The organism is Catenuloplanes japonicus (genome assembly GCF_000717135.1).
GTDB classification, from domain to species: Bacteria; Actinomycetota; Actinomycetes; order Mycobacteriales; family Micromonosporaceae; genus Catenuloplanes; species Catenuloplanes japonicus.
Window position 1 is genome coordinate 15119 of sequence record NZ_JNXY01000036.1, and the last position, 21971, is coordinate 37089.

The 21971-nt window shown below is 72.5% G+C and carries 22 protein-coding genes; 12 read left to right on the forward strand and 10 right to left on the reverse strand.

All coding sequences use genetic code 11. From position 1 onward, the window contains the following. Positions 1-85: 85 nt before the first annotated feature. Complete coding sequence (locus OP04_RS40075; RefSeq protein WP_033345232.1) at positions 86-1168, reverse strand: aldo/keto reductase; 1083 nt, start codon at positions 1166-1168, stop codon at positions 86-88. Between the two features lie 96 nt (positions 1169-1264). On the opposite strand from OP04_RS40075, the gene OP04_RS40080 reads away from it, so the two are divergent. The 4 genes from OP04_RS40080 (at position 1265) to OP04_RS54040 (ending at position 4255) form a co-directional block, all read left to right on the forward strand. After that, positions 1265-2134 carry an AraC family transcriptional regulator gene (locus tag OP04_RS40080; RefSeq protein ID WP_033345233.1) on the forward strand — a complete coding sequence of 290 codons (870 nt, stop codon included), beginning with the start codon at positions 1265-1267 and terminating at the stop codon, positions 2132-2134. 171 nt (positions 2135-2305) lie between these two features. Then, positions 2306-2731, forward strand: a complete 426-nt coding sequence (locus OP04_RS40085; protein ID WP_033345234.1) for a YciI family protein — start codon at positions 2306-2308, stop codon at positions 2729-2731. A 74-nt stretch (positions 2732-2805) separates the two neighbouring features. Then, positions 2806-4002, forward strand: a complete 1197-nt coding sequence (locus OP04_RS40090) for an RNA polymerase sigma factor (protein WP_033345235.1) — start codon at positions 2806-2808, stop codon at positions 4000-4002. A 67-nt stretch (positions 4003-4069) separates the two neighbouring features. Beyond that, positions 4070-4255: a hypothetical protein gene (locus OP04_RS54040; protein WP_157241010.1), complete on the forward strand. Its 186-nt coding sequence runs from the start codon at positions 4070-4072 to the stop codon at positions 4253-4255. On the opposite strand, the gene OP04_RS40095 is transcribed toward OP04_RS54040, so the two are convergent. From OP04_RS40095 to OP04_RS40120, 7 genes are all read right to left on the reverse strand, one after another. Next, on the reverse strand, positions 4252-4923 hold the full coding sequence (locus OP04_RS40095; protein ID WP_033345236.1) for a response regulator: 672 nt from the start codon (positions 4921-4923) through the stop codon (positions 4252-4254). The genes OP04_RS54040 and OP04_RS40095 overlap by 4 nt on opposite strands. Further along, positions 4920-6002, reverse strand: coding sequence for a sensor histidine kinase (locus tag OP04_RS40100; protein ID WP_033345237.1), 1083 nt, complete (start codon positions 6000-6002; stop codon positions 4920-4922). The genes OP04_RS40095 and OP04_RS40100 overlap by 4 nt, the downstream gene beginning before the upstream one ends. 160 nt (positions 6003-6162) lie before the next feature. Continuing rightward, on the reverse strand, positions 6163-6351 hold the full coding sequence (locus OP04_RS54045) for a hypothetical protein (protein ID WP_157241011.1): 189 nt from the start codon (positions 6349-6351) through the stop codon (positions 6163-6165). Further along, positions 6348-6731, reverse strand: a complete 384-nt coding sequence (locus OP04_RS40105; protein ID WP_033345238.1) for a hypothetical protein — start codon at positions 6729-6731, stop codon at positions 6348-6350. The genes OP04_RS54045 and OP04_RS40105 overlap by 4 nt, the downstream gene beginning before the upstream one ends. Before the next feature lie 515 nt (positions 6732-7246). After that, positions 7247-8893 carry a beta-1,3-glucanase family protein gene (locus OP04_RS56085; protein ID WP_063746836.1) on the reverse strand — a complete coding sequence of 549 codons (1647 nt, stop codon included), beginning with the start codon at positions 8891-8893 and terminating at the stop codon, positions 7247-7249. A 153-nt stretch (positions 8894-9046) separates the two neighbouring features. Next, positions 9047-11356, reverse strand: a complete 2310-nt coding sequence (locus OP04_RS40115) for a putative bifunctional diguanylate cyclase/phosphodiesterase (RefSeq protein ID WP_051799816.1) — start codon at positions 11354-11356, stop codon at positions 9047-9049. A gap of 146 nt (positions 11357-11502) precedes the next feature. Then, positions 11503-12618, reverse strand: a complete 1116-nt coding sequence (locus tag OP04_RS40120) for an ROK family protein (RefSeq protein ID WP_198154153.1) — start codon at positions 12616-12618, stop codon at positions 11503-11505. Positions 12619-12694: 76 nt separating this feature from the next. On the opposite strand from OP04_RS40120, the gene OP04_RS40125 reads away from it, so the two are divergent. From OP04_RS40125 to OP04_RS40160, 8 genes are all read left to right on the forward strand, one after another. After that, positions 12695-14620 carry a DUF2264 domain-containing protein gene (locus OP04_RS40125; protein WP_063746838.1) on the forward strand — a complete coding sequence of 642 codons (1926 nt, stop codon included), beginning with the start codon at positions 12695-12697 and terminating at the stop codon, positions 14618-14620. Between the two features lie 21 nt (positions 14621-14641). Then, complete coding sequence (locus tag OP04_RS40130; protein ID WP_033345239.1) at positions 14642-16063, forward strand: RICIN domain-containing protein; 1422 nt, start codon at positions 14642-14644, stop codon at positions 16061-16063. Positions 16064-16148: 85 nt separating this feature from the next. Further along, positions 16149-16553 (forward strand): DUF2752 domain-containing protein, encoded by a 405-nt coding sequence (locus OP04_RS40135; protein ID WP_232323917.1) that lies wholly within the window; start codon positions 16149-16151, stop codon positions 16551-16553. A gap of 19 nt (positions 16554-16572) precedes the next feature. Continuing rightward, positions 16573-17316, forward strand: coding sequence for an RDD family protein (locus tag OP04_RS40140; RefSeq protein WP_033345240.1), 744 nt, complete (start codon positions 16573-16575; stop codon positions 17314-17316). Between the two features lie 121 nt (positions 17317-17437). Then, positions 17438-17758, forward strand: coding sequence for a YciI family protein (locus OP04_RS40145; RefSeq protein WP_033345241.1), 321 nt, complete (start codon positions 17438-17440; stop codon positions 17756-17758). Between the two features lie 47 nt (positions 17759-17805). Further along, a complete protein-coding gene (locus tag OP04_RS40150; protein ID WP_033345242.1) occupies positions 17806-18981 on the forward strand; it encodes an RNA polymerase sigma factor in 1176 nt (391 codons plus the stop codon). Between the two features lie 29 nt (positions 18982-19010). Then, a complete protein-coding gene (locus OP04_RS40155) occupies positions 19011-19373 on the forward strand; it encodes a BlaI/MecI/CopY family transcriptional regulator (protein ID WP_033345243.1) in 363 nt (120 codons plus the stop codon). Continuing rightward, on the forward strand, positions 19370-20299 hold the full coding sequence (locus tag OP04_RS40160) for a M56 family metallopeptidase (protein ID WP_033345244.1): 930 nt from the start codon (positions 19370-19372) through the stop codon (positions 20297-20299). Before OP04_RS40155 ends, OP04_RS40160 begins: the two co-directional genes overlap by 4 nt. A 49-nt stretch (positions 20300-20348) precedes the next feature. On the opposite strand, the gene OP04_RS40165 is transcribed toward OP04_RS40160, so the two are convergent. Both OP04_RS40165 and OP04_RS50645 read right to left on the reverse strand, forming a co-directional pair. Next, positions 20349-21143, reverse strand: a complete 795-nt coding sequence (locus OP04_RS40165) for a GAF domain-containing protein (RefSeq protein WP_063746840.1) — start codon at positions 21141-21143, stop codon at positions 20349-20351. A 49-nt stretch (positions 21144-21192) separates the two neighbouring features. Beyond that, a complete protein-coding gene (locus tag OP04_RS50645; RefSeq protein WP_051799819.1) occupies positions 21193-21945 on the reverse strand; it encodes a CGNR zinc finger domain-containing protein in 753 nt (250 codons plus the stop codon). Between the last annotated feature and the right edge of the window lie 26 nt (positions 21946-21971).

A 21971-nucleotide genomic window follows, 5' to 3' on the forward strand; every position in this document is an offset into this window, starting at 1 on the left:
CGCACCCGGAACGCGCACGACCACGGCCGGCCGCCTTGTTCTCCTGCTGGCGGCGCCGGCCGGCGCGGAGCCGGCGGATCACGGGTCAGTAGCGCACCGCGCTGGCCAGCAGCGGCGGGTACACCTCGGACGGCTCGCCGTCGACCGTCGTGCCGCCGAACTGCAGCATGGTGCGCATGCCGCTGTGCAGCGTGGACGGGTAGGCCGGCTCCGGGGCGGAGACCGCGTCGAGGCGGGCGAGCTGGGACGGGGACAGCACCACCTCCAGCGCCGCCAGGTTGTCCGTGAGGTGGGCGAGGCGGCGAGCGCCGACGATCGGGACGACCGTGCCGGGCCGCGAGCGCAGCCAGGCCAGGGAGACCGCGGCGGACGTCGTTCCCAGCTCGGCGGCGACCGCGGCCACGGTCTCGATCACGTCGTAGTCGGCCTCGGACGGCAGGCCCACGTGCGCGGTCCGGGTGATGTCCGCGACGGCGGCGCCGCGCCGGTACTTGCCGGACAGGAAGCCGTTGCGCAGCGGGCTCCACGGCACCAGCGCCAGGCCCTGGTCCGCGGCGAACGGGGCCAGTTCGTGCTCGACCGTGCGGGCCAGCAGCGAGTACTCGACCTGCAGCGCGACCAGCGGCGTCCATCCGCGCAGCAGTGCGGTGGTGTGGGCCTGCGCGGTGAACCAGGCGGGCGTGTTGGAGAAGCCGAGGTAGCGGACCGTGCCGTCGCGGACCAGGTCGTCGAGCGCGCGCATGGTCTCCTCGACCGGCGTGCTGCGGTCCCAGTTGTGCAGCCAGTACAGGTCGAGGTAGTCGGTGCGCAGCCGCCGCAGCGTCTCGTGCAGCTGCGCCCGGATCGAGGATCGGCCGGCGCCGCCGCCGTTCGGGTCGCCGGGGTGCATGTTGAAGAAGAACTTCGAGGCCAGCACGGTACGGTCGCGGCGCCCCGGGTTCGCCGCGAACCAGTCGCCGAGGATCTTCTCGGAGTGGCCGTTGGTGTAGAAGTTCGCGGTGTCGATGAAGTTCCCGCCGCGGTCCAGGTAGGCGGCGAGGATCCGCTCGGACTCGGCGACGCTGCTGCCGGCGCCGGGCGGGTCCTCGCCGAAGCCCATGGCGCCGAGCGTGAGCGGGCTGACCCGTAGTCCGGAGCGGCCCAGCGTGAGGTAGTGGTCGAGTGGCATGATCGCCCTTTCGGTAAGCGGTCCGACCACTTCATTCAAGCGATCCGGCAGGGCAGAACGTAGACCGATCACCGCCGTCTCTTGCACAATCCCCTCATGACGGAAGAGATCGCCCGGTTGATCGCGCGACATGCGCGCCCGGACCTTGGCAGCGCGATCGACGGGCTGCTGCTGTCGCGGGTGACCGGGTCGGAGACGCACTACTCGCTGACGTCGCCGCTGCTGGTGGTGATGGCGCAGGGCGGGAAGCGGCTGTGGCTGGGCGAGCGGGAGTTCGGCTACCGGGCGGGGCAGTGCCTGATCGTCACGGCCACGCTGCCGGTGACCGGGCACTTCGACGCCTCCCCGGACGTACCCTCGCTGGCCTGTGGTCTGGTTCTTGATCCGGCGGCGATCGCGCCGTTGCTGGATCTCGCGCCCGTGCCGGACGACGACGGCGATCCGGCCGCGATGGCGACGCAGGACGCGCCCCCGGAGCTGCTGGATGCGGTGCTGCGCCTGTTGCGCCTGCTGGAACGGCCCGCGGACGCGCCCGTGCTGGCGCCGATGATCGTGCGGGAGATCCTCTGGCGGCTGCTGACCGGTCCGCACGGCGGCCTGCTCCGGCGGGCCGCGCTGGACGGCGGCGGGCTGGAGCGGATCGGCCGGGCGATCGGGTGGATCCGGGCGAACTACGCGGAACCGCTGCGGATCGACGACGCCGCGCGGGTGGCCGGGATGAGCCGGTCCGCGTTCGACCGGCAGTTCCGCGCCGTGACCGCGATGAGCCCGCTGCAGTTCCAGAAGCGGCTGCGGTTGCAGCAGGCGCGCACGCTGCTGCTGGCCGGCCCGCCGGACGTGGCCGGCGTCGGGCACCGGGTCGGATACGACAGCCCGTCGCAGTTCACCCGCGAGTACCGGCGGTTGTTCGGCGCGCCGCCGACGCACGACACGGCCCGCCGCCGCAGCCCGTCGATCACGCTGTGAGGTTTCCTGAACCCGCCACAAGATCAAGATCGCGATCCGGCGGTACGCGGTGAGCGCGCCGCCGAATCGCGATAATTTTCTTCCCGGCGGTGTCCGGTCCGGGCGGACGGCTCCGACGTCCCCTGCGAAACCGTCACCACGACGGGCGCACGCACTTCGGAGGAGATCGCGATGAAGTACATGATCCTCAGCTACGGCTCGCAGCTGGACTACGACGAGATGGGCGGCAAGGACACCGGGCGGGCGGCCTGGACCGGCGAGGAGTTCGCGGCGATGGGCGCGTTCATGGAGGCGTTCAACCAGGAACTGATCGACTCGGGCGAGCTGGTCGAGACGCGCGCGCTGGCCGCGCCCGTGCTCACCCGCCGGGTCGCGCCGGACCTGCGCGGCGGGCTGCCGGTGGTCACGGACGGGCCGTACGCGGAGACGCAGGAGGTGCTGGCCGGGTACTGGATCGTGGACGTGGACGGCTTCGACCGGGCCACCGAGATCGCGGCCCGGCTCAACGACGTCCCGGCGCCGGCCCACGTGCGCGCCGCCGCCTACGCGGACGTGCGCCCGCTGATGGACGAGCGTGCCGAGCTGCTCGAACCGTGAGCGATTTTCCACCTGGCGAGCGGGTCGGCGTAACGGCCGAGTCGACGAGACGGCTGCGCACGGGTGGGGACCACGTGGAAGAGGACCCACTCCCCGAGGATCTGCTGCGGGAGCTCGCGCCGCAGGTCCTCGGGGCGGTCGTCCGCCGGTACGGGCACTTCGACACCGCGGAGGACGCGGTGCAGGAGGCGCTGTTCGCGGCCACGCGGCAGTGGCCGGCGAGCGGCGTGCCGGCGAACCCGCGCGGGTGGCTGATCACGGTCGCGGCCCGGCGGCTCACCGACCTGCTGCGCGCGGACGAGGCCCGGCGGCGGCGCGAATGGGCGTTGCTGCCCTCGGACTCCCCGGCCGCGGACGCGGACGACTCGCTGGTGCTGCTGTTCCTCTGCTGCCATCCGGCGCTGTCCGTACCCGCGCAACTGTCCTTGACCCTGAAAGCGGTCGGCGGGCTCAGCACGGCCGAGGTGGCGCGCGCGTTGCTGGTGCCGGAAGCCACGATGACCCGGCGGATCACCCGCGCGAAACAGGCGATCCGGGACAGCGGCGCGCCCTTCCGGCTGCCGTCGCGCGCGGACTGGGACGACCGGCTGGCCGTGGTGCTGCGCGTGCTCTATCTGATCTTCAACGAGGGGTACGCCGGCACGGCCGGCCCGGCGCTGCAACGCGTCGCGCTGGCCGCGGAGGCGATCCGGCTGGCCCGGCTCGCGCACCGGCTGCTGCCCGCGGACAGCGAGGTGACCGGCCTGCTCGCGCTGATGCTGCTCACCCACGCCCGGCACCCGGCCCGGACCGGGCCGGACGGCGCGATCGTCCCGATGGACGCGCAGGACCGCACGCGCTGGGACACGGCCGCGATCGCCGAGGGCGTCGCGCTGATCACGGCCGCGCTGCCGTCCGGGCCGGTCGGCGCCTACCAGCTCCAGGCCGCGATCGCGGCCGTGCACGACGAGGCGCCGACCGCGGCGGAGACGGACTGGCCGCAGATCGAGGCGCTCTACGGGCTGCTGCTGCGCATCGACGCGTCGCCGGTGGTGCGGCTCAACCACGCGGTCGCGGTCGCGATGGCGCGCGGGCCCGCGGCCGGGCTCGCGCTGCTGGACGGGGTGCCGCCGGCCTCGCACCGGTGGTGGGCGGCCCGCGCGCACCTGCTGGAACGGTCCGGTGATCTCCGTGCCGCCCGGGAGGCGTACCGCGAGGCCGCCGGGCGGACCGCCAGCCTGCCGGAACAGCGCTACCTGCGGGAACGGGCGGAGCGACTGACCGACGAGTGAAAATCGGCGCCGGTGGGTAACGTCGTGTTCACCCTCACCACGCACGACCCACCTGAGGTGGCGACAGATGGCCACGGAACGCGAACGGGAAGGAACCAGTCCTCCGCCGCCCTCCCCCGCTGCGGACGACGACGATCTCGACCAGGTGGTACGCCGTGCCGTCGAACGGGCCGGCGAGATCGCGGTCCTCAGCGCGAAGATCAACGACCTGCACGGCCAGATCGAGGCGTACCGGCGGCAGCGCGGTAACTAGGGCCGGGCCAGGCCGGTGCGGTAGGCGATGACGACCAGCTGGGCACGGTCGCGCGCGTCCAGCTTGGTCAGCAGGCGGCTCACGTAGGTACGGACCGTGGCCGGGCTCAGGTGCAGCACGGTGGCGATCTCGTCGTTGGCGCGGCCGTGCGCGACCTCGCGCAGCACGTCCCGCTCGCGGTCGGTGAGCTCCTTCAACGCCTCGGCGTCCGGCGTGGACGGTGCGGCGCCGACGGCCGCGTCCATCACGCTGCGGGTCACGGCCGGGCTGAGCAGCGCCTCACCGGCCGCGACCAGCGTGACCGCGCGTCGCAACTCGGCCGGCCCGCAGTCCTTGAGCAGGAAACCGGACGCGCCGGCCCGGATCGCGGCGAACACGAACTCGTCCGTGCCGTAGGTGGTCAGCGCGATCACGCGGGTGGTGGCGCGCAGCGCGGGGTCGGCGAGGATGCGGCGGGTGGCCTCGATGCCGTCGAGGACGGGCATGCGCAGGTCCATCAGGACGATGTCGGGGCGGGTGGCGCGGGCCGCGGTGATGCCCTCGATGCCGTCGGCGGCCTCGGCGACGACGGTGAGGGCGGGGTCGCGTTCGAGGAGGGCGCGAAGGCCCGCGCGGATCAGCTCCTGATCGTCGACGAGCAGGATCCGGATGGCGGGGGTGCCGGTCATGCGCCGGCCTCGGTGGGGAGCGTGGCGGTGACCACGAAGGTGCCGTCGTCGGTGGGGCCGGCGGTCAGGGTGCCACCGAGCAGTGCGGCGCGCTCCCGCATGCCGTGCAGGCCGTGTCCGCCTTTATCGGGCTTTGTCCCGGACCATGCGTTCACGATCGTCACCACCAGCTCATCCGTGCGGAACGACAGGGTCAGCGACACCGGGGCGCCGGAGGCGTGGCGGCGGGCGTTGGTGAGGGCCTCCTGGGCGATCCGGTAGGCGGTCGCGTCCACGACCTGCGGCAGCGGACGCACCTCGCCCTCGATCCGGACATCTACGCCGGTTCCGGTGTCTGTGCCGCCGATCAGCTCGTGGAGGCGGGACAGCGTGCCGAGCGGGGTGCGCATGGCGGAGAGCGTGGCGCGCAATTCCCGGGCGGCGCCGGTGCTCGCGTCGCGTACCCGCGAGATGGCCTTCTGTGCTTCCGGCACGTCGTTGTCGGCGAGCGCCTCGGCGGCCACGTCGGCGTGCAGCGTCACGATCGACACCGTGTGCGCGAGCACGTCGTGCAGGTCGCGGGCCAGCGCCAGCCGCTCGTGCTGGACGCGGCGCTCCGCCTCGCGCGCGTGCCGGGCCTCGACCTCGCGCCGCCACAGCGCGCGGGCGCGCACGCCGTCGCCGAGCACGATCGCGGCCGCCATCAGCGCGACCGTGGTCGGGAGTTCGTAGACGTAGAGGTAGCCGGGGTCCTCGCCGCCCAGCGTGCGCGCCACCGAGGAGATCGCGACGAGCGCGGTGGCGGTGCCGGCGGCCCAGCGGAGGCGGCCGGCCTCGGCCGCGGAGTACAGCGCGGCGCCGACCGGGAGGGCCAGACCGATCGGTGGGAGTCCCAGCGCGTAGTAGCCGAGCAGGCCGATGCCGGTCGCGACCAGCGCCAGCACCGGGTAGGGGCGTCGGACCAGCATCAATGCGCCGAAACCGGCGGCGAAGAGGTAGGCCACGGGCGGGGCGCCGTCGCCGCGCAGGTTCACGGTCACGGCGGCCGCGACCACGCCTGCCGTGGCGAGGCCGAGGCCCGCGTCCAGCCACCGTCCCATCGGCACATTGTCACCCGCTTTCACGCGCCCTCGCGTGAATCCCGTCGGGGCGGGCGGCGCGTCGGCCCGAACCGCGCCAGGGCCGGCGCTCCACCCGGCACGGCCCGGGGATCCGGCAGCGCGCCACCCTCGCGGCGCGGGCTCCACCGGCACGGCCCCCTCACCGGGATCGGCGCTCGATCAGCACGCCGACGGCCGCGCCGGTCAGCGCGAGCAGCGGCGGGGCGGTGGCCGCGAACGTGAACAGCGCGTTCCCGGTGCCGAGCAGGCGAGCGGCCGGGTCGGTCAGCAGGACGCCCAGCAGCAGGCCGGCGAACATGCCGGCCACGGCCGCGCCGACCGCTCTCACCGGGCGGCCCGGCGTGAGGTGAGCCGTTGCAGCCCGTACGCGATCACGCCGAGCACGGCGCCCTGCAGCGCGTTGAAGATCGGCATCGCAAGGTAGCCGGGCAGCGGGATCGCCTCGGCCGACGCCAGGAACGGTTGCAGCGACCAGTTCAGCAGGATCGCGAACAGCGCATAGGCCACGCCGGCGCCGGTCAGCGTGTAGATCGGGTGGTGGCGACGGTCCAGGACCGCGGCCGCGACCCAGGCGATCGAGATCAGCGCGGTCAGCACCAGCGGGCCGACCGGTTTCGCGAGCGCGCCCGAGTCGTAGGCGCCGGCGATCGACAGGATCGGCCTGGTCAGGCCGATCAGGCCCAGCAGGGCCGCGAGCTTCAGGTTCATGAAGAAAACGCTAAGGACATCGCGGGTACGCCGAATCCCGCCGATGTTGACGGCGGCGATCAACATCTGACGACGTACCCCCGGGGTTGTCGATCTTCGGGAGGTTCGCAGGCGCATCCGCACGGTGCCGGTCTCCGCTTCGCCGCGAGGGCACGCCGCGCGCTGATCCGCGCCGCCTCTGCTCCTCGCCGTGACGCGGTCCTGACGACCGATCTCACACCTGTGGCTCGAGGGAGCCCTTTTGCGTGCCTTGTCACCGCCGGACTGTCATCGGGGATGCCGGCGGCAGCAGGAGCCGGCCGGACCGGGGCCTGGGTCCCCCAGGCAGATCACGTCTCGAACGCCCGCGGCGGCGCCCGGCTTCCCGGACCCTGACCGGTCCGGGAAGCCGGGCGCCGCCGCGCCCCACTGCCGTCGAGTTCCCGCCACCCCGAAGGGATCGTCCACACTGCCCACAGACGTGGAGGGGAAACGGCCGCCGCCCACTGCGGCCGGATCCCGGCGGGTTCTCGTGATCAGCGGGCGAACTGCAGCCAGTCGACGTTCACGAAGTCGGCGGGCTGGCCGCTGGTGAACGTCAGGAAGACCGTGTGGTTGCCGGTGACGGCGGTGCCGAGCGCGCCCGCGACGGAGCGCCACGACGTCCAGCCGCCGGTGTTGCCGACCGCGATGGTGCCGACCGGGGCGGCGGTACGCGAGTCGAGCCGCACCTCGATCAGGCCGGAGACGCCGGTCGGCGCGCCGGAGGCGGCGTTGACCGTGAACTGCCGGACCGGGTCGTTGCCGAACGCGACGTTGTTGAACTGGAGCCAGTCGCCGTTCGCGATGTAGCCGACCGAGGTGCCCTCGACCGTGGTGCCCTGCTGCGCGTCCGCGCTCTCGGCCTGGATCGCGGAGAACGCGCTCCGGGTGCCGCCCGGGGCGGGAACAACCGCGGTGGCAGTGGCGGTCGCGGTGGCGATCGCGGAAGCGGACGGCCCCGGGTTCGGGTTGGAGTTGCCGAACGGCTCGATGGTGACCTCGAACGCGCGCGGCGACGTGTCCTGGATGTAGGACGCGAAGTCGACCACGTCGTCGAACGCGAAGCCGTACGCCTTACCGTCCACCGTCTGCTCGTGGATGATCCGCGAGTAGTGGTTGCTGATCGGCGACTTGTAGAACGTGGACGGGTCCGCGCTCGGCTGGTTCGGCTGGCTCATCAGCGTGCCGCGGTTGAAGCCGGCGCCGAGGATGGCCGCGACCGGGCCGGTGATGCCGTCGTTCGGGGCGGCGAGGGCGCCGTCGCAGAAGAGCACGTCCTTGGTGGTCGGCTTCGCGAACGCCTTGGCGCCCTTGTCGAAGACGAACAGGCCGCCGGTGACGCGGCCGGTGAACGTGCCGGCGTTCGTGGTGGCCTTCAGGTCGGTGGTGGCGTACTTGGCCCACACGTCGTTGATCGCGGAGTCGAAGTAGTTGGCCGAGAAGAGGCCGGCGCCGATGCCGTGGCCGGGCGCGATGACGCGCAGGTTGTCGCCGATGACGAGGCGGTTGAAGTCCGGCAGCGCGCGGGCGGCGGCGAAGATCGCGTCGCGGCCGCCGGGCTTGAGCACGCCGGTGGTCTGGTCCTTCGAGCCGGTGAGCTTGATGGCCAGCGGGATGCTGAACATGTCGACCATGGTGGAGTTGCAGAACATGCCGGCGTCGCTGTGGGTGAACTCGACGCAGTCGTGCAGCACGTTGAAGTTCGGGTCGGTGGAGACCCAGCCGGCCGGGAACTGCAGCGCGGCGTTGCCGGCGCCGTCCGCGACGACCTTGAAGCGCAGCTTGTCCTTCATCGCGAAGTAGACGCGGCCGGACATCTTCGGCAGGTTGATCGTGGTGGTGCCGCTCGCGTTGAGCTTGACCGCGAGGTCGGCGAAGCCGTCGGCGCCGTTGTCCCCGAGCGAGGCGGGGGTGAAGACGCCGCTCTGCTTGACGTAGCCCTGCCGGCCGGTGGCCAGCTCGGTGCCGACGATGTAGACGAAGATGTCGCCGTTGCCGAACTTGCCGGACGAGTTGACGATCGTCATCGGGAGCCCGTCGGCCGCGAACGCCCGAGAGTTGATCGCCGTGGCCACCACGGGGGCGCCGACCGCCACCGCGCCGATCGCCGCCAGGCCGAGGAACTTCCGTCGGGACGTCATGTGCAAACCGCCTCTTACCACACAAGCCACCCGTTTGGGGCGACTCCGCTGAATTGGACTTAAGCGAGTCTGTCCAACAGCGCGTTGGCAGGTCAACGGGTCTGCGCCCTAAGGAACCCTAAATCTGGAGAGCGTTCTCTGAGAACGTGATCGTCAGACTGCAGCCTGTTCGCGGCTGCCCCGCTTGTCGGTGTGACTGCCCCATTTGTCGGCGAACGCCCGCGCCTCGACCGCGCGGCCCCAGAGCCAGCCCTGGCAGAGCCGCACGCCGAGCCGGCCGAGCACGTCGCGCTGTTCCGTGGTCTCCACGCCCTCCGCGACCACGGTCAGGCCGAGCGCGGTGCTCATCGCGACCACGGCGCGGACGATCTCCTCGTCGGACGCGCTGGCGCCCAGCCCGGAGACGAACGAGCGGTCGATCTTGACGCTGGTGACCGGGTGCCGGCGCAGGTAGCCGAGCGACGAGAAGCCGGTGCCGAAGTCGTCCACGGAGATGGAGACGCCGAGCGCGCGCAGGTCGCGCAGCGCGCCCTCGCTGATGTCGCCGCCCTCCACCATCACGGACTCGGTGATCTCAAGGGCGACACATCTCGCGGGTACGCCGTGCGCGCGCAACGCCCCGCCCACCATCGCGGTGAACCCCGGTTCGGTGAGCTGACGCGGCGACACGTTGATCGACATCCAGAAGTCGTCGGTGACCGTGCCGTCCTCCCGCCACCCGGCCAGCTGCCGGACGGCCGCGCGCAGCACGAACTCGCCGATGCCGGTGATCAGCCGGGACTCCTCCGCGACCGGGATGAACACGTTCGGCCCGATCACGCCCTTCTCCGGGTGCTCCCAGCGGATCAGCGCCTCCGCGCCGTGCGGCAGGCCGGACTCCAGGTCGACGATCGGCTGGTAGAGCACGTGGAACTCGTCGCCGGTCAGCGCGGCGCGCAGCGCGCCCTCGATCTCCAGCCGCTCCTGCACGGCCTGGCGCATGGACGCGTCGAACACGGTCCACGTGCCGCGGCCGTCCGCCTTCGTCCGGTACATGGCGGTGTCCGCGTCCCGCAGCAACGAGTCCGCGGTGACCTCAGGCTGCCCAGCGTCCTCCCTGGTCGCGGGCACGATGCCCATCGAGCCGGTGATCACGACCTCGGCGGTGCCGATCCGGGTCGGCGGCTCCACGCAGTCGACGATCTGCTGCGCCTGCTCCAGCGCCTGCGCCTCGGTGCCGCGCCGGACCACCACGAACTCGTCGCCGCCGATCCGGGCGATGGTCGCCTCCGGCGGCAGGATCCCGCGCAGCCGCTGCCCGATCTCGCGGATCAGGTCGTCGCCGGCCGGGTGGCCCCACGAGTCGTTGACGAACTTGAAGCCGTCCAGGTCGAGGTAGAAGACCCAGACCTGGTCGCGGCCGGCCGGGTCGGCGAGCATGCCGGTCAGGATCTGCGTGATGCGGCGGCGGTTCGGCAGGCCGGTCAGCTCGTCGTGGGTGGCCTGGTACTCGAACCGGGCCTGCGCCTCCGCGTTCGCCTGGACGGCGCTGACCGCGCGCAGGATGAGCAGCAGCACCACGACCGCGCCGCCGAGCCCGACGACGAAGCGCTCGACCGGCGTCTCCACCACGGTGAGCAGCAGCGCGAACGGCGCGGCCACGGCCGGGATGATCACCGCGAGCCGGGCCAGCGACCAGGGCTGGACCGGCAGCGGCACGGCCCGGACCAGCTCACGGGCCGTGGGGTGCAGCGCGGACGCGCCGCCGACCGTGAAGGCCAGCAGGAACGGGATGTCCAGCAGCGGCGACTTGTAAAACGCGCCCTGGTTGCCGATCACCGCGTACGCGAGGTCACCGATGAAGATCAGCACCATCATGCCGAGCAGCAGCCGGAACGCGGGCTGCCGGGCCGCGGTGCTGAACGCCAGCATGACGACCAGCAGCACCAGGATCGCGTCGAACGTGGGGTAGAGCGCGGCCAGCACGGACACGATCGGCGGCCGGCCCGGGATCGACATCGCCGGCACCGCGAAGAGCAGCGAGAACGCGGTGGTGGCGCCGACGCAGACGATCAGGCCGTCGATCACCGAGTGCCGGTCGATCGCGCGCCTGCCGTAGGCGAAGTCGGCCAGCGCCGCGATCATCAGCACGTAGCCGGGGACGGTGAACGCCTCCGCGGGCAGCGCGGTGCCGTGCGGCGTGACCACGAGCGGGCGCAGGATCGCGCCGGTGAGCATGAACGCGCCCGCGACGCCGAGCGTGTGCCAGGCACGGGCCGGCCGGATGTCGTGCATCGAGGGGCTGGCGAAGCAGGCCGCGATCGCGCCGGCGCCGATCAGCGCGAAGTCGATCAGCACGCCGACGCCCGCCACGTAGAGACCGGTGGCGACCACGCCGACCAGGGCGAAGATCCACCACAACCGGTCACGCCACCGGTCGGTGTCCGCCCCTGCACGCCCCACGAGACCGCTCAGCCGTCCCACCCCATGAAGGTCAGTGTTCAACCTCTTGATCGGCAGGTTTCCGCCGATCCTGTGCGGTTTCCGGCATCGACCTGTCCGGGATCCTCATCGATCCACGGGGGTAGCGTAGATCGTTCTGCCTGGCCGCGGGGACCGAAATCCAGCTATCAAGATCCAGGCACGGCGGCGACGCGGCGGGCGATCGCGACCGTGGCGGCGCCACGGGCCCATTCCTCGAACGGCAGCGGCCGGACCTCGACCGCGACGCGGGCGGCGGCGCCGTAGGCGTGCGCCGCGATCCCGGCCCGGACGTGCGGCTCCAGCAGCGCGAACCCGGCCAGGTGGTCGGCGGAGAAGACGACCAGCTCCGGACCGAACAGGTTGATCACCCCGCCGACCGCCTGCCCGACGGCGCGACCCGCCTCGGCGAAGACCTCGCCGACCCGCGGGTCGCCGAGGCGGGCCAACTCGATGGCGCGGTCCAGCGTGACCGCGGGCTCGCCGGTCACCTCCGCGATGCGGCGCAGCAGCGCGGGCTCGGACGCGACCGCCTCCAGGCAGCCGCGCGCGCCGCAGTAGCACTTCGGGCCGCGCGGGTCGACCGGCACGTGGCCCAGCTCGCCGGCCACGCCGTGCGCGCCGGTCAGCACGCGGCCGTCCACGACCAGGCCGCAGGTGACGCCGGACCCGACCGCGACCAGCACGAACGAGCGGGCGTCGGTGCCGAACCAGTTCTCCGCCTCGGTGAGCGCGCGGATGTCGTTGTCCGCGACCGTGGGCACGCCGGTCGCCTCCTCGCACAGCGCGGCCAGCGGCACGTCGCGCCAGCCCAGGAACGGTTCGTAGCGCGCGACGCCGGTGTCGCGGTCCACGTCGCCGGCGACGGAGACGCCGAGCGCGCTGACGTGCGGCGGGACCAGCTCCCCGATCAGCCGGACCACGTCCCGCGGGGCGCGGGCGTCGCCGAGCGGGCGGCGCGCGGTCTGCCGGATCACCGCGCGCAGGTCGGTGACCACGCCGATCAGCGCGTCGGCCGTGACCTTGACGCCGGCGAAGAGCTCGCGGTCCGCGCGCACGTCGAGCGCGGCGGCCGGGCGCCCGATCCGGCCCGGCCCGCCGGCGGTGGTGGTCTCGACCAGGTAGCCGGTGTCGATCAGCGACCGGGTCAGCTTCGCCACCGTGGGCTGCGACAGGCCGGTGCGCCACGCGAGGTCGGCGCGGTGCATCGGCCCGGCGGTGAGCACCGTCCGGAAGATTCCCGCTATCGACGACCGGCGATCCATGGACGGGCACGCTAATCAATGGACTTTCATTCGTCAAGCATTGAAGTGTTACGTGTGGGAGAACTAGGGTGCGGGCGTGGAACTCCCCGCGGAAGACCGGATCCGTTCACCGCACACCGGGTGGACGCGCGCCCACTGGGAGGCGATGGCCGACCACCTGCTGGAGGCCGTCGTCCCGCACGCCACGCCCGGGTTCGCCCAGGTGCGGCTGCCGGGCCGCACCAGCTGGGCCGGCGTCACGTCCGACGGCCTGGAGGGTTTCGCCCGCACGTTCCTGCTGGCCGGGCTGCGCATCGCCGGGGACCGTGGCGAGACCCCCAGAGCCAAGATCCTGATCGAGCGGTACGCGGAGGGCCTCGCCGCCGGCACCGACCCGGGCAATCCGTATGCCTGGCCGCTGATCGCCGACTACTCGCAGCCGATCGTCGAGGCCGCGTCCGTCGCGCTGATGCTGGCCGAGACCCGCCCCTGGCTGTGGGACCAGCTCGGCCGCGACACGCAGCGTTCCGTGCACGCCTGGCTGGCCGGGATCGTCGGGAAGAAGCCGTGGCCGTGCAACTGGCTGCTGTTCCAGGTGGTCGTCGAGCAGTTCCTGGCGGACACCGGCGGCCGCTTCGACCAGGCGGAGATCGACGGCGGCCTGGACGCGATCGAGGACTGGTACCAGGGCGGCGGCTGGTACTCGGACGGCAACGGCCAGCACTACGACCACTACGCGGGCTGGGCCATGCACCTGTATCCGCTGCTCTGGGCGCGGATGCCGGGCGCCTCGGAGACCCGGGTGACCCGTTACCGGGAGCGGCTGCACGCGTTCCTGGACGACTTCCGGCACCTGTTCGGCGCGGACGGCGCGCCGATGCACCAGGGCCGGTCGCTGACCTATCGATATGCGGCCGCGGCCGCGCTGTGGACCGGCGCGCTGGCCGACGCCACGCCACTGCCGCCGGGTGAGACGCGACGGCTGGCGTCCGGCGCGCTGCGCTACTTCGCGGACCGGGGCGCGCCCGATGAGCAGGGGCTGCTGCGGCTCGGCTACCACGGGCAGTTCCTGCCGATCACCCAGCCGTACTCGGGGCCGGCGTCGCCGTACTGGGCCGCGAAGGGGTTCGTCGGGCTGCTGCTGCCCGCGGAGCATCCGGTCTGGACCGCGACCGAGGAGCCGGCCGCGGTCGAGCGCGGCGACTTCGACCGCGTGCTGCCGGCGCCGGGCTGGCTGCTGCACGGAACCCGGGCGGACGGAGTGGTGCGGCTCTACAACCACGGCAGCGACCACATCAAGGTGCCGGCCGAGCTGGGCGACGATCCGGAGCGCGACGACCCGCACTACGCCAAGATCGGGTACAGCACGCACACCGCGCCGGAGACCGAGGCGCACGCCTGGGAGCTGGACGTGGACGGGCACACCGGGCTGATGCCGCCGGGCGGCGGACCGGTCACCCGGCGGCGGCGCATCCGGCGGATCGGCACGGCGGACGGGTTCGCGGCGTCCGCGCACACCGACGGCGACGTGACGGTGGAGACCGCGAGCGTGCTGTGCGACGGCGGCGAGCTGCGGATCGACCGGATCACGGCGCCGGCCGGGTGGGTGGCGCGCGCGGGCGGGTTCACGGTGGCGGGTGCGGTGACGCCGGACGGACGCGCGCACGGGCGTACCGCCGAGGCGTTTTCCGGGGGTTTGACCAGCAGGATCGTGGGGCTTGCCGGGTGGTCGGGCGCGGGCCTCCAGCGGATGTCGGGGGTGAACGCGTTCGGGGACCGGTCGGCCACGCCCTACCTGACCGCGCCTCCGCATCCCGGCGGCACCATCACCTACGCCGCCTTTGTCCAACTTTCCGGTGAAATTTCGGACATTTTGCTCACCGTCGACGAGCATGACGGCGAGGTGACGGCGATCTCCGCGGGCGGGGAGGAGATCCGCGTGCGCCTCGGTGAGGCGCCCCGATACTCCCGCCGGACTCCACCCGGCGGGCCGTCCATCACCTGGGATCCGACCGTCCCATAACGCCCACACCTGGAGGTCGGCGTGTCCACCCGTACCCGTGTCGCTGCTTTCGCGGTCTTTGCCGCGATAGCGGCGCTTCTGACACCTCCCGCTCCCGCCTCGGCCGCATCCGTCACCGTCGTCAACGCGGTCCAGTTCAAGGACACCGCCGGGAATCCCGTGCACGCGCACGGCGGCGGCATCCTCAAGCACGGCTCCTACTACTACTGGTTCGGCGAGAACCGGAACGCGAACAACACGTTCCGCGCCGTCTCCGTCTACCGCTCCACCGACCTGAAGAACTGGGAGTTCCGCCGCGACGTGCTGACCCAGTCGTCGGCCTCGGAGCTGCAGGTCGCGAACATCGAACGGCCCAAGGTCATCTACAACGCGAGCACCGGCCAGTTCGTGATGTGGATGCACAAGGAGAACGGCGTCGACTACGGCGAGGCGCGCGCGGCCGTCGCGGTGTCCAGCACGGTCGACGGCGCCTACACCTACCGCGGCAGCTTCCGGCCGCTCGGCACGCACATGTCCCGGGACATCACCACGTTCGTCGACACGGACGGCACCGGGTACATGATCTCCGCGGCGAACGAGAACTACGACCTGCACGTCTACCGCCTGACCGCGGACTACACGAACACGGCCGCGCTGGTCCGCTCCTGGCCCGGCGACCACCGCGAGGCCCCGGCACTGTTCAAGCGCAACGGCGTCTACTTCATGCTCACCTCCGGCGCCACCGGCTGGAACCCGAACCAGGCGCAATACTCCACATCAACATCCATCGGGGGTACGTGGAGCGCCTGGCAGAACACCGGCGACAGCGTGACGTTCGGCTCGCAGAGCACCTACGTGCAGCAGGTCGGCAACGCGTTCCTCTACCTGGGCGACCGGTGGGGCAACTCGATCGGCGGCACGGTCAACGACTCGCAGTACGTGTGGCTGCCGATCGCGTTCCCGTCCTCGGCCACGATGAGCCTGTCGTACGCGCCGGAGCTGTCGATCGACGCCTCCGCGGGGACCGTCACCGGCCTCACGTCCGGTTACGTGGGTCTGGCCGCCCGCCACTCCGGCAAGTGCGTCGACATCGTGAACGGCAGCGCGGCGAACAACGCGGAGGCCGTGCAGTACACCTGCGGCACCGGCTTCAATCAGCAGTTCTACCTGAAAGACCTGGGCAACGGGTACGTTCAGGTACAGGCCAGGCACAGCGCGCGATGCCTGGACGTGACGTCCGGCAATACCGCGGACGGCGCACGCGTGATCCAGTACGCGTGCGGCCTGGGCACGAACCAGCAGTGGCAGGTGCAGGACGCCGGGTCCGGATACGTCCGGCTGGTGGCCCGGCACAGCGGCCGCTGCCTGGATGTGATCAGCGCCTCGACCTCGGACAGCGCGAGGCTTGCGCAGTACAGCTGTAATGGTGGGGCGAACCAGCAGTGGCTGCGTAGGACACCCTGACCCCACCAGGTGGATCGGGGTGGCCGATGCGGTGACGACTGTCCTACTATCAGTCGCCCCTTCCACCTGAGCAGGACGGATGAACGTGACAGCACGATATGTGTCGGTCCCCGAGCGCCTGGGCCTCGCCGGCCTCGCCGCCGGTGCCGCCGCGCTCGTGTGGCCGCTGTTCACCTCCGCGACCGGGTTGGGTGCGCCGTGCCCGCTGTACGCGGTGACCGGCGTGCCCTGCCCGTTCTGCGGCCTGACGACCGCGTCCGTCGCACTGGTCCACGGTGACGTGGCCGGTGCGGCCGCCGCCAACCCGGCCGTGTTCGGCCTGGCGGTGCTCGCGATCGCTGTGCTGCCGCTGCTGGTGCTGCGGGCCGCGAAGGTCTTCGCGGCTCCGCGTCCCGCCGGCCCGCGTGCGCGACGTCGCACGGAGTGGGGTCTCGCTCTCCTCGCCACGGCGAGCTGGGTGTTCCAGTTGAACCGGCTCGTGCTGAGCTGATCCTTTCAAGGAGCTTTTCGTGACATACCCGCCGAACCAGGGCCAGCCGTACGGCCAGCCGGACTACGGTCAGCAGCCGGGCTACGGCCAGCAGCAGCCGGGTTATGGGCAGCAGCCCCAGCAGCCCGGCTACGGCCAGCAGCAGCCTTCCTACGGCCAGCCCCAGCAGCCCGGCTACGGCCAGCAGCAGCCCTCCTACGGCCAGCCGCAGCAGCCGGCCTACGGTCAGCCGCAGTCGCCGGCCTACGGTCAGCCCGCCTACGGCCAGCCGCAGCAGCAGCCCGCCTACGGTGGCGGCTACGGCGGTGGCTACCAGGGCCCCGCGTCCTACGCCAGCTGGTTCCACCGCGTCGGGGCGTACCTGATCGACGCGCTGGTCATCCTGCCGTTCTCGATCCTCGCGTCGATCCTCGGCGGCTCGTTCTCCACCGAGATCGACCCGAACACGGGCATCGCCACGCCGAGCTCGCCCAACGCGCTGTACTTCATCTTCATCGGCCTGGGCGGTCTGCTCGCGCTCTACAACCAGGTCTGGCTGCAGGGCAAGTCCGGCCAGAGCTGGGGCAAGAAGGCCCTCGGCATCAAGCTGATCAGCGAGAACGACGGCCAGCCGATCGGCCCGCTGCTCGTCTTCGTCCGCGCCATCTGCCACATCCTGGACGGTCTGCCCTGCTACATCGGTTACCTGTGGCCGATCTGGGACGACAAGAACCAGACCTTCGCCGACAAGATCATGAAGACGGTCGTCGTCACCGCGAAGTAAGCGCACGCTGTCGTCAGGGCGGGGCCACCGGTCGGTGGCCCCGCCTTTCTTTCGCGCCCGTTGTCGATTCCGGCCCGGCTCGTTCGTACAGGAGCGTCACGACGTCGGACAGGAGCACACCATGCCGAAATACCTCTTCAGCATCGAGCAGCCGGACGGGCCCCCGCCCGGGAACATCGGCCAGATCATGCACGACGTCGGCGAGGTCGAGGACGCCATGCGCGAGGCCGGGATCTGGCTCTTCAGCGGCGGACTGACCCCGGCGGACTCGGCCACCGTGGTCCGCGGCACGCTGATCACCGACGGGCCGTACGTGGAGGGCAAGGAGCACCTCGGCGGCATCACCGTCGTCGACGTGCCGGACCTGGACGAGGCCCTGCGCTGGGCCACCCGCCTCGGCACCGTCATCGGACTGCCGATCGAGGTGCGGGCCTTCCAGTAGGCCCTGGTCACAGCGGTTTGTCAGGCTGCTGTGAGAGCGTCGGCCGGGTGAGACTCGACGCGATCTACCGAGCCGAGTACGGGCGGGCCGTCTCCGTGATCACCCGCGACTTCGGCGATCTCGACCTCGCCGAGGACGTCGTCCAGGACGCGTTCACGGCCGCGGCACGGCGGTGGCCCGTCCACGGGCTGCCGCCGAGCCCGGCCGGCTGGATCATCACGGCCGCGCGGAACCGGGCCATCGACCGGCTGCGCCGCGAGAAGACCGGCCGGGCCCTGCTCCCCCAGCTGATCCCGCTCGCCGCCACCCCGGAATTTCCCGCCGACGACCGCCTCCGGCTGATCTTCACGTGCTGCCATCCCGCGCTCGGCATGCCGGCCCGGGTCGCGCTCACGCTGCGGCTGATCGGCGGACTGACCACGCCGGAGATCGCCCGCGCGTTCCTGGTGCCGGAGGCGACCATGGCGCAACGCCTGGTCCGGGCCAAGGCGAAGATCCGGGAGGCGCGCCTTCCGTACCGCGTGCCCGACGCGGACGAGCTGCCCGGCCGCCTGGACGCCGTGCTCGCCGCCGTCTACCTGATCTTCAACGAGGGCCACTCCGCCACCACCGGCGACGCGCTCACCCGCGACGACCTGGCCACGGAGGCGATCCGGCTCGGACGACTGCTGGTCAGGCTGCTGCCGCACGCGCCCGAGGCGACCGGGCTGCTCGCGCTGATGCTGCTCGCCGAGGCCCGGCGCCCCGCCCGGACCGGCCCGGACGGCGAGATCGTGCTGCTCGCCGACCAGGACCGGACGCGGTGGGACCCCGCGCTGATCGCCGAGGGGCAGGAGCTGGTGCGGGCCTGCCTGCGGGCGGGGCGGCCGGGGCCGTACCAGATCCAGGCCGCCATCAACGCCGTCCACTGCACCGGCACCACCGACTGGCCCCAGGTCGTCGCGCTCTACGACCAGCTGCTCATCGTCGCGCCCGGCCCGGTCGCCTCGCTGAACCGCGCGGTCGCGGTCGCCGAGGTCTCCGGCCCGTCGGCCGCGCTGGAGCTCGTCGACGCGCTACCGCTGCACGACTACCAGCTCTTCCACGCGGTCCGCGCGGACCTGCTGCGCCGCCTCGGCCGCGACGACGAGGCCGTCACCGCCTACGACGAGGCGATCGCCCGCACCGGCAACGGGCCCACCGCGTCATTTCTGCGCCGCCGGCGCGAGACCGTCCGACGCTAGAGTGGCCGCATACCTGGGGAGGTGTCGCGGTGAGTGAAGGACGACGGGCGCCGGGAGCGCTGGAGTCCGAGGTGATGGCCGCGCTGTGGGCGGCCGGGCGGGAGCTGACGCCGGCGGAGGTGCAGTCCGCGCTGGGCAGCACGCTGGCGTACAACACGGTCCTGACGATTCTGGGCCGGCTGCACGACAAGGGCCGGCTGATCCGGCGGCCCGCCGGGCGCGGGCATGTCTACTGGCCGGCCGAGGACGAGGCCGTGTTCGCGGCACAGACCATGCGCGCCACGCTGACCGGCCGTCCGGACCGGGAGCGGGTGCTGCAGCAGTTCGCGGCCGCGCTCGACGACGCGGACGCGGCGGCGCTGCGCGCGTTCCTGGAGGCGGACCGGCCGTGACCGTGTGGGTCTACGTCCCGATCGTGCTGTCGGCCGCGCTCGCGCTGCTGGCCGGCCCGATCGCGGCCAGATCCGCACCGGCGGCGGGCGCGCTGGCGCTGGCGGGGGCGGCGCTGACCGCGGCCGTCACGTCGACCGCGTCCCTGATCCTGCTGGTCGCCACGCTGATCGACGATTTACCGCCGCCGCTCGTCGCCCGCAACGAGCCGGGCCGGCCGCAGCTGCCGCAGCCGGTTCCGGACGTCATCGCGATCACGGCGATCGTGCTGCTGATGATCGCGCTGGTCCGGTGCGGGACGGATGTCCGCCGCCGGGGCGAGGTGCACCGCCGTCTGCGCGAGGCCGGGCGGCCGGGCGAGGGCGGCGTGGTGATCGCGGACTGGGCCGCGCCGTACGCGGTGGCGGTCCCGGGCCGGCCGGGGCACGTGCTGCTGACCACCGGGCTGATCCGGCTGCTCACACCGGCGGAACGGCGGGTGGTGCTGGCGCACGAGCAGTCGCACCTGTCCCGCCGGCACCATCGGATCACCGCGGCGGCAGCGGTGGCGGCGGCGCTCAACCCGCTGCTGATCCCGGTGCGGGACGCGGTGTCGTACCTGGTGGAGCGCTGGGCGGACGAGGACGCGGCGGCGGCGGTCGGCGATCGGCATCTCACGGCCCGCAGCGTGGCCAAGGCGGCGCTGGCCACGCTGGACCGGCCCGCCGGCGCCCCGGATTCGTCGCCTGGCCGTGGTTCCGGCGTGAACGGCATGCACGGCGCGCGGCAGAGTCACGCGCTCAGCCGGGTGCGCGCGATGACGACGCCGGCGCCGCGCGCCAACCGGGCCGGGCTGATCGCGCTGGGCCTGCTCAGTCTTGCGTTCATCGTCACGGATGCGGCGGCCACCTCGGACTTCATCACCTTCGCGGCGGCGTGGCTTCCCTGAGACGATCACGATCGGAGCGCCCAGGGTGGCTCAGGATCCTTCCGGGGAGTCAGCGGGACCGATAGCCGGCCAGGCCGTCGAGTTCCTGGGTGGCGAGGAAGACGGAGGAGGCGTGGGTGAGGATCTCCTCCACGTGTGCAGGGCAGCCCCAGGCGTGATCGCCCCAGGTGTCCGCGACCTTGAGCTCGGCGTCGGCGGTGCAGCCGGCGGGGCCGCCGAGCTGGCAGTGGCCGGGGTGCTCGGTGGTGCGCTGGGCCGCACCGGCGGAGCGCATGCGGGCGGCGAGCTGCATGGATGCGGCGGCGCGGGTGTCGGCGTCGCGGCGGAGGGCCTGTTCGGCGCGGACCGCATCGAGGGCGGCCAGGCGTAGCTCCAGGTGCTGGGCGACCAGGGCGGCCAGGTCGGTGAGCAGGGAGGTCTCGTCCGTGCTGACGTCACGCGGGGCGGAGTCGATGACGTTGACGGTGCCGAGGCGGTGGCCGTCACGGGTGGTGATCGGCGCGGCGGCGTAGAAGCGCAGATTCAGCGCGCCGCGTACCAGTGGATGGTTCATGGTTCGGGGGTCTACCAGCGCGTCGTTGACCACGTAGGGGCCGGACTGCAGCACGGCGGACGCGCACAGGCCGGGTTCGGTGCCGATCTGGGCGACGCCGGGAAGGCCCTCGGCGGCGGCGAACCATACCCGGTCGGCGTCCACGATGGTCACGGTCGAGATCGGCACGCGGAACTGGCGGGCGGCGATGCGTGCGAAGCCCTCGAACGTGCCGTCGCGGGGGGTGTCCAGGATCTCGTAGCGGTAGACGGCGGCGAGGCGCGCGTCGACGCCGGTGACGGTGCTGGTCATCCGGATATCTCGCCACGCCCGCCCGGGGCGGCGACGGACTCGGTGTCCGTCATGACCCCCGAACGGCCGCCTTGCGTGCCCGGTACTCGGCTGCTTTGACCCGGTTTCCGCACTCGGCCATGCCGCACCAGGCGCGGGTCCGGCCGCGGGAGCGGTCCAGGAAGACGCGGGTGCAGGCCGGCCGTTCGCACTCGCGCAGGCGGGTCTCGCGGCCCGCGTGCACGTCGCCGAGCAGGGCGATCGCGGCCACGGCGACCTCGGCGGCGATCGCGGGGCCGGTGCCGGTCCGCAGGACGTCGCCGCCGGTCAGGGCGTGTGTGGTGCGGGGGCCGGCGGCTGCGGCATTGACCGCGGCCAGGTCGTGGCCCAGGTCCACATCGGAGACCGGAGGAGCGTCGCTCAAGACCACCTCGGAGACCGGGAGGACGTCCGAGGCGGCCGACAGGCCGGAGGCCGGTCCGGACTCCGGGCCGGATGTCGAGCCGGCATCCGGCCCGGCGACCGGGCCGGCGGAGGACACCGCGACCGGACCGGAAGCCGGCTCGACAGCCACCCCGGAAACCGCCGCACCAGAGCCTGGCAGCGCCGCCGCCACCAGCCGATACACGCACTCCCGCAGCGCACGCAGCGCCGCGAGATCCGCCGCGGTCAGCGACGGCGGCGCCGAGACGATGCCCGCCTCCACCGCCCACCGCGCCACATCCGCCGGTGCGCGCAGGAACTCCTCCGGCGTGCTGCGCCGCCACTTCAGCGTCCCCAACAGGTCGAGCGCGAGATTCCCGCCGACGAACACGAATTCCACGTCACCACCTTGACAGGTGACGCACG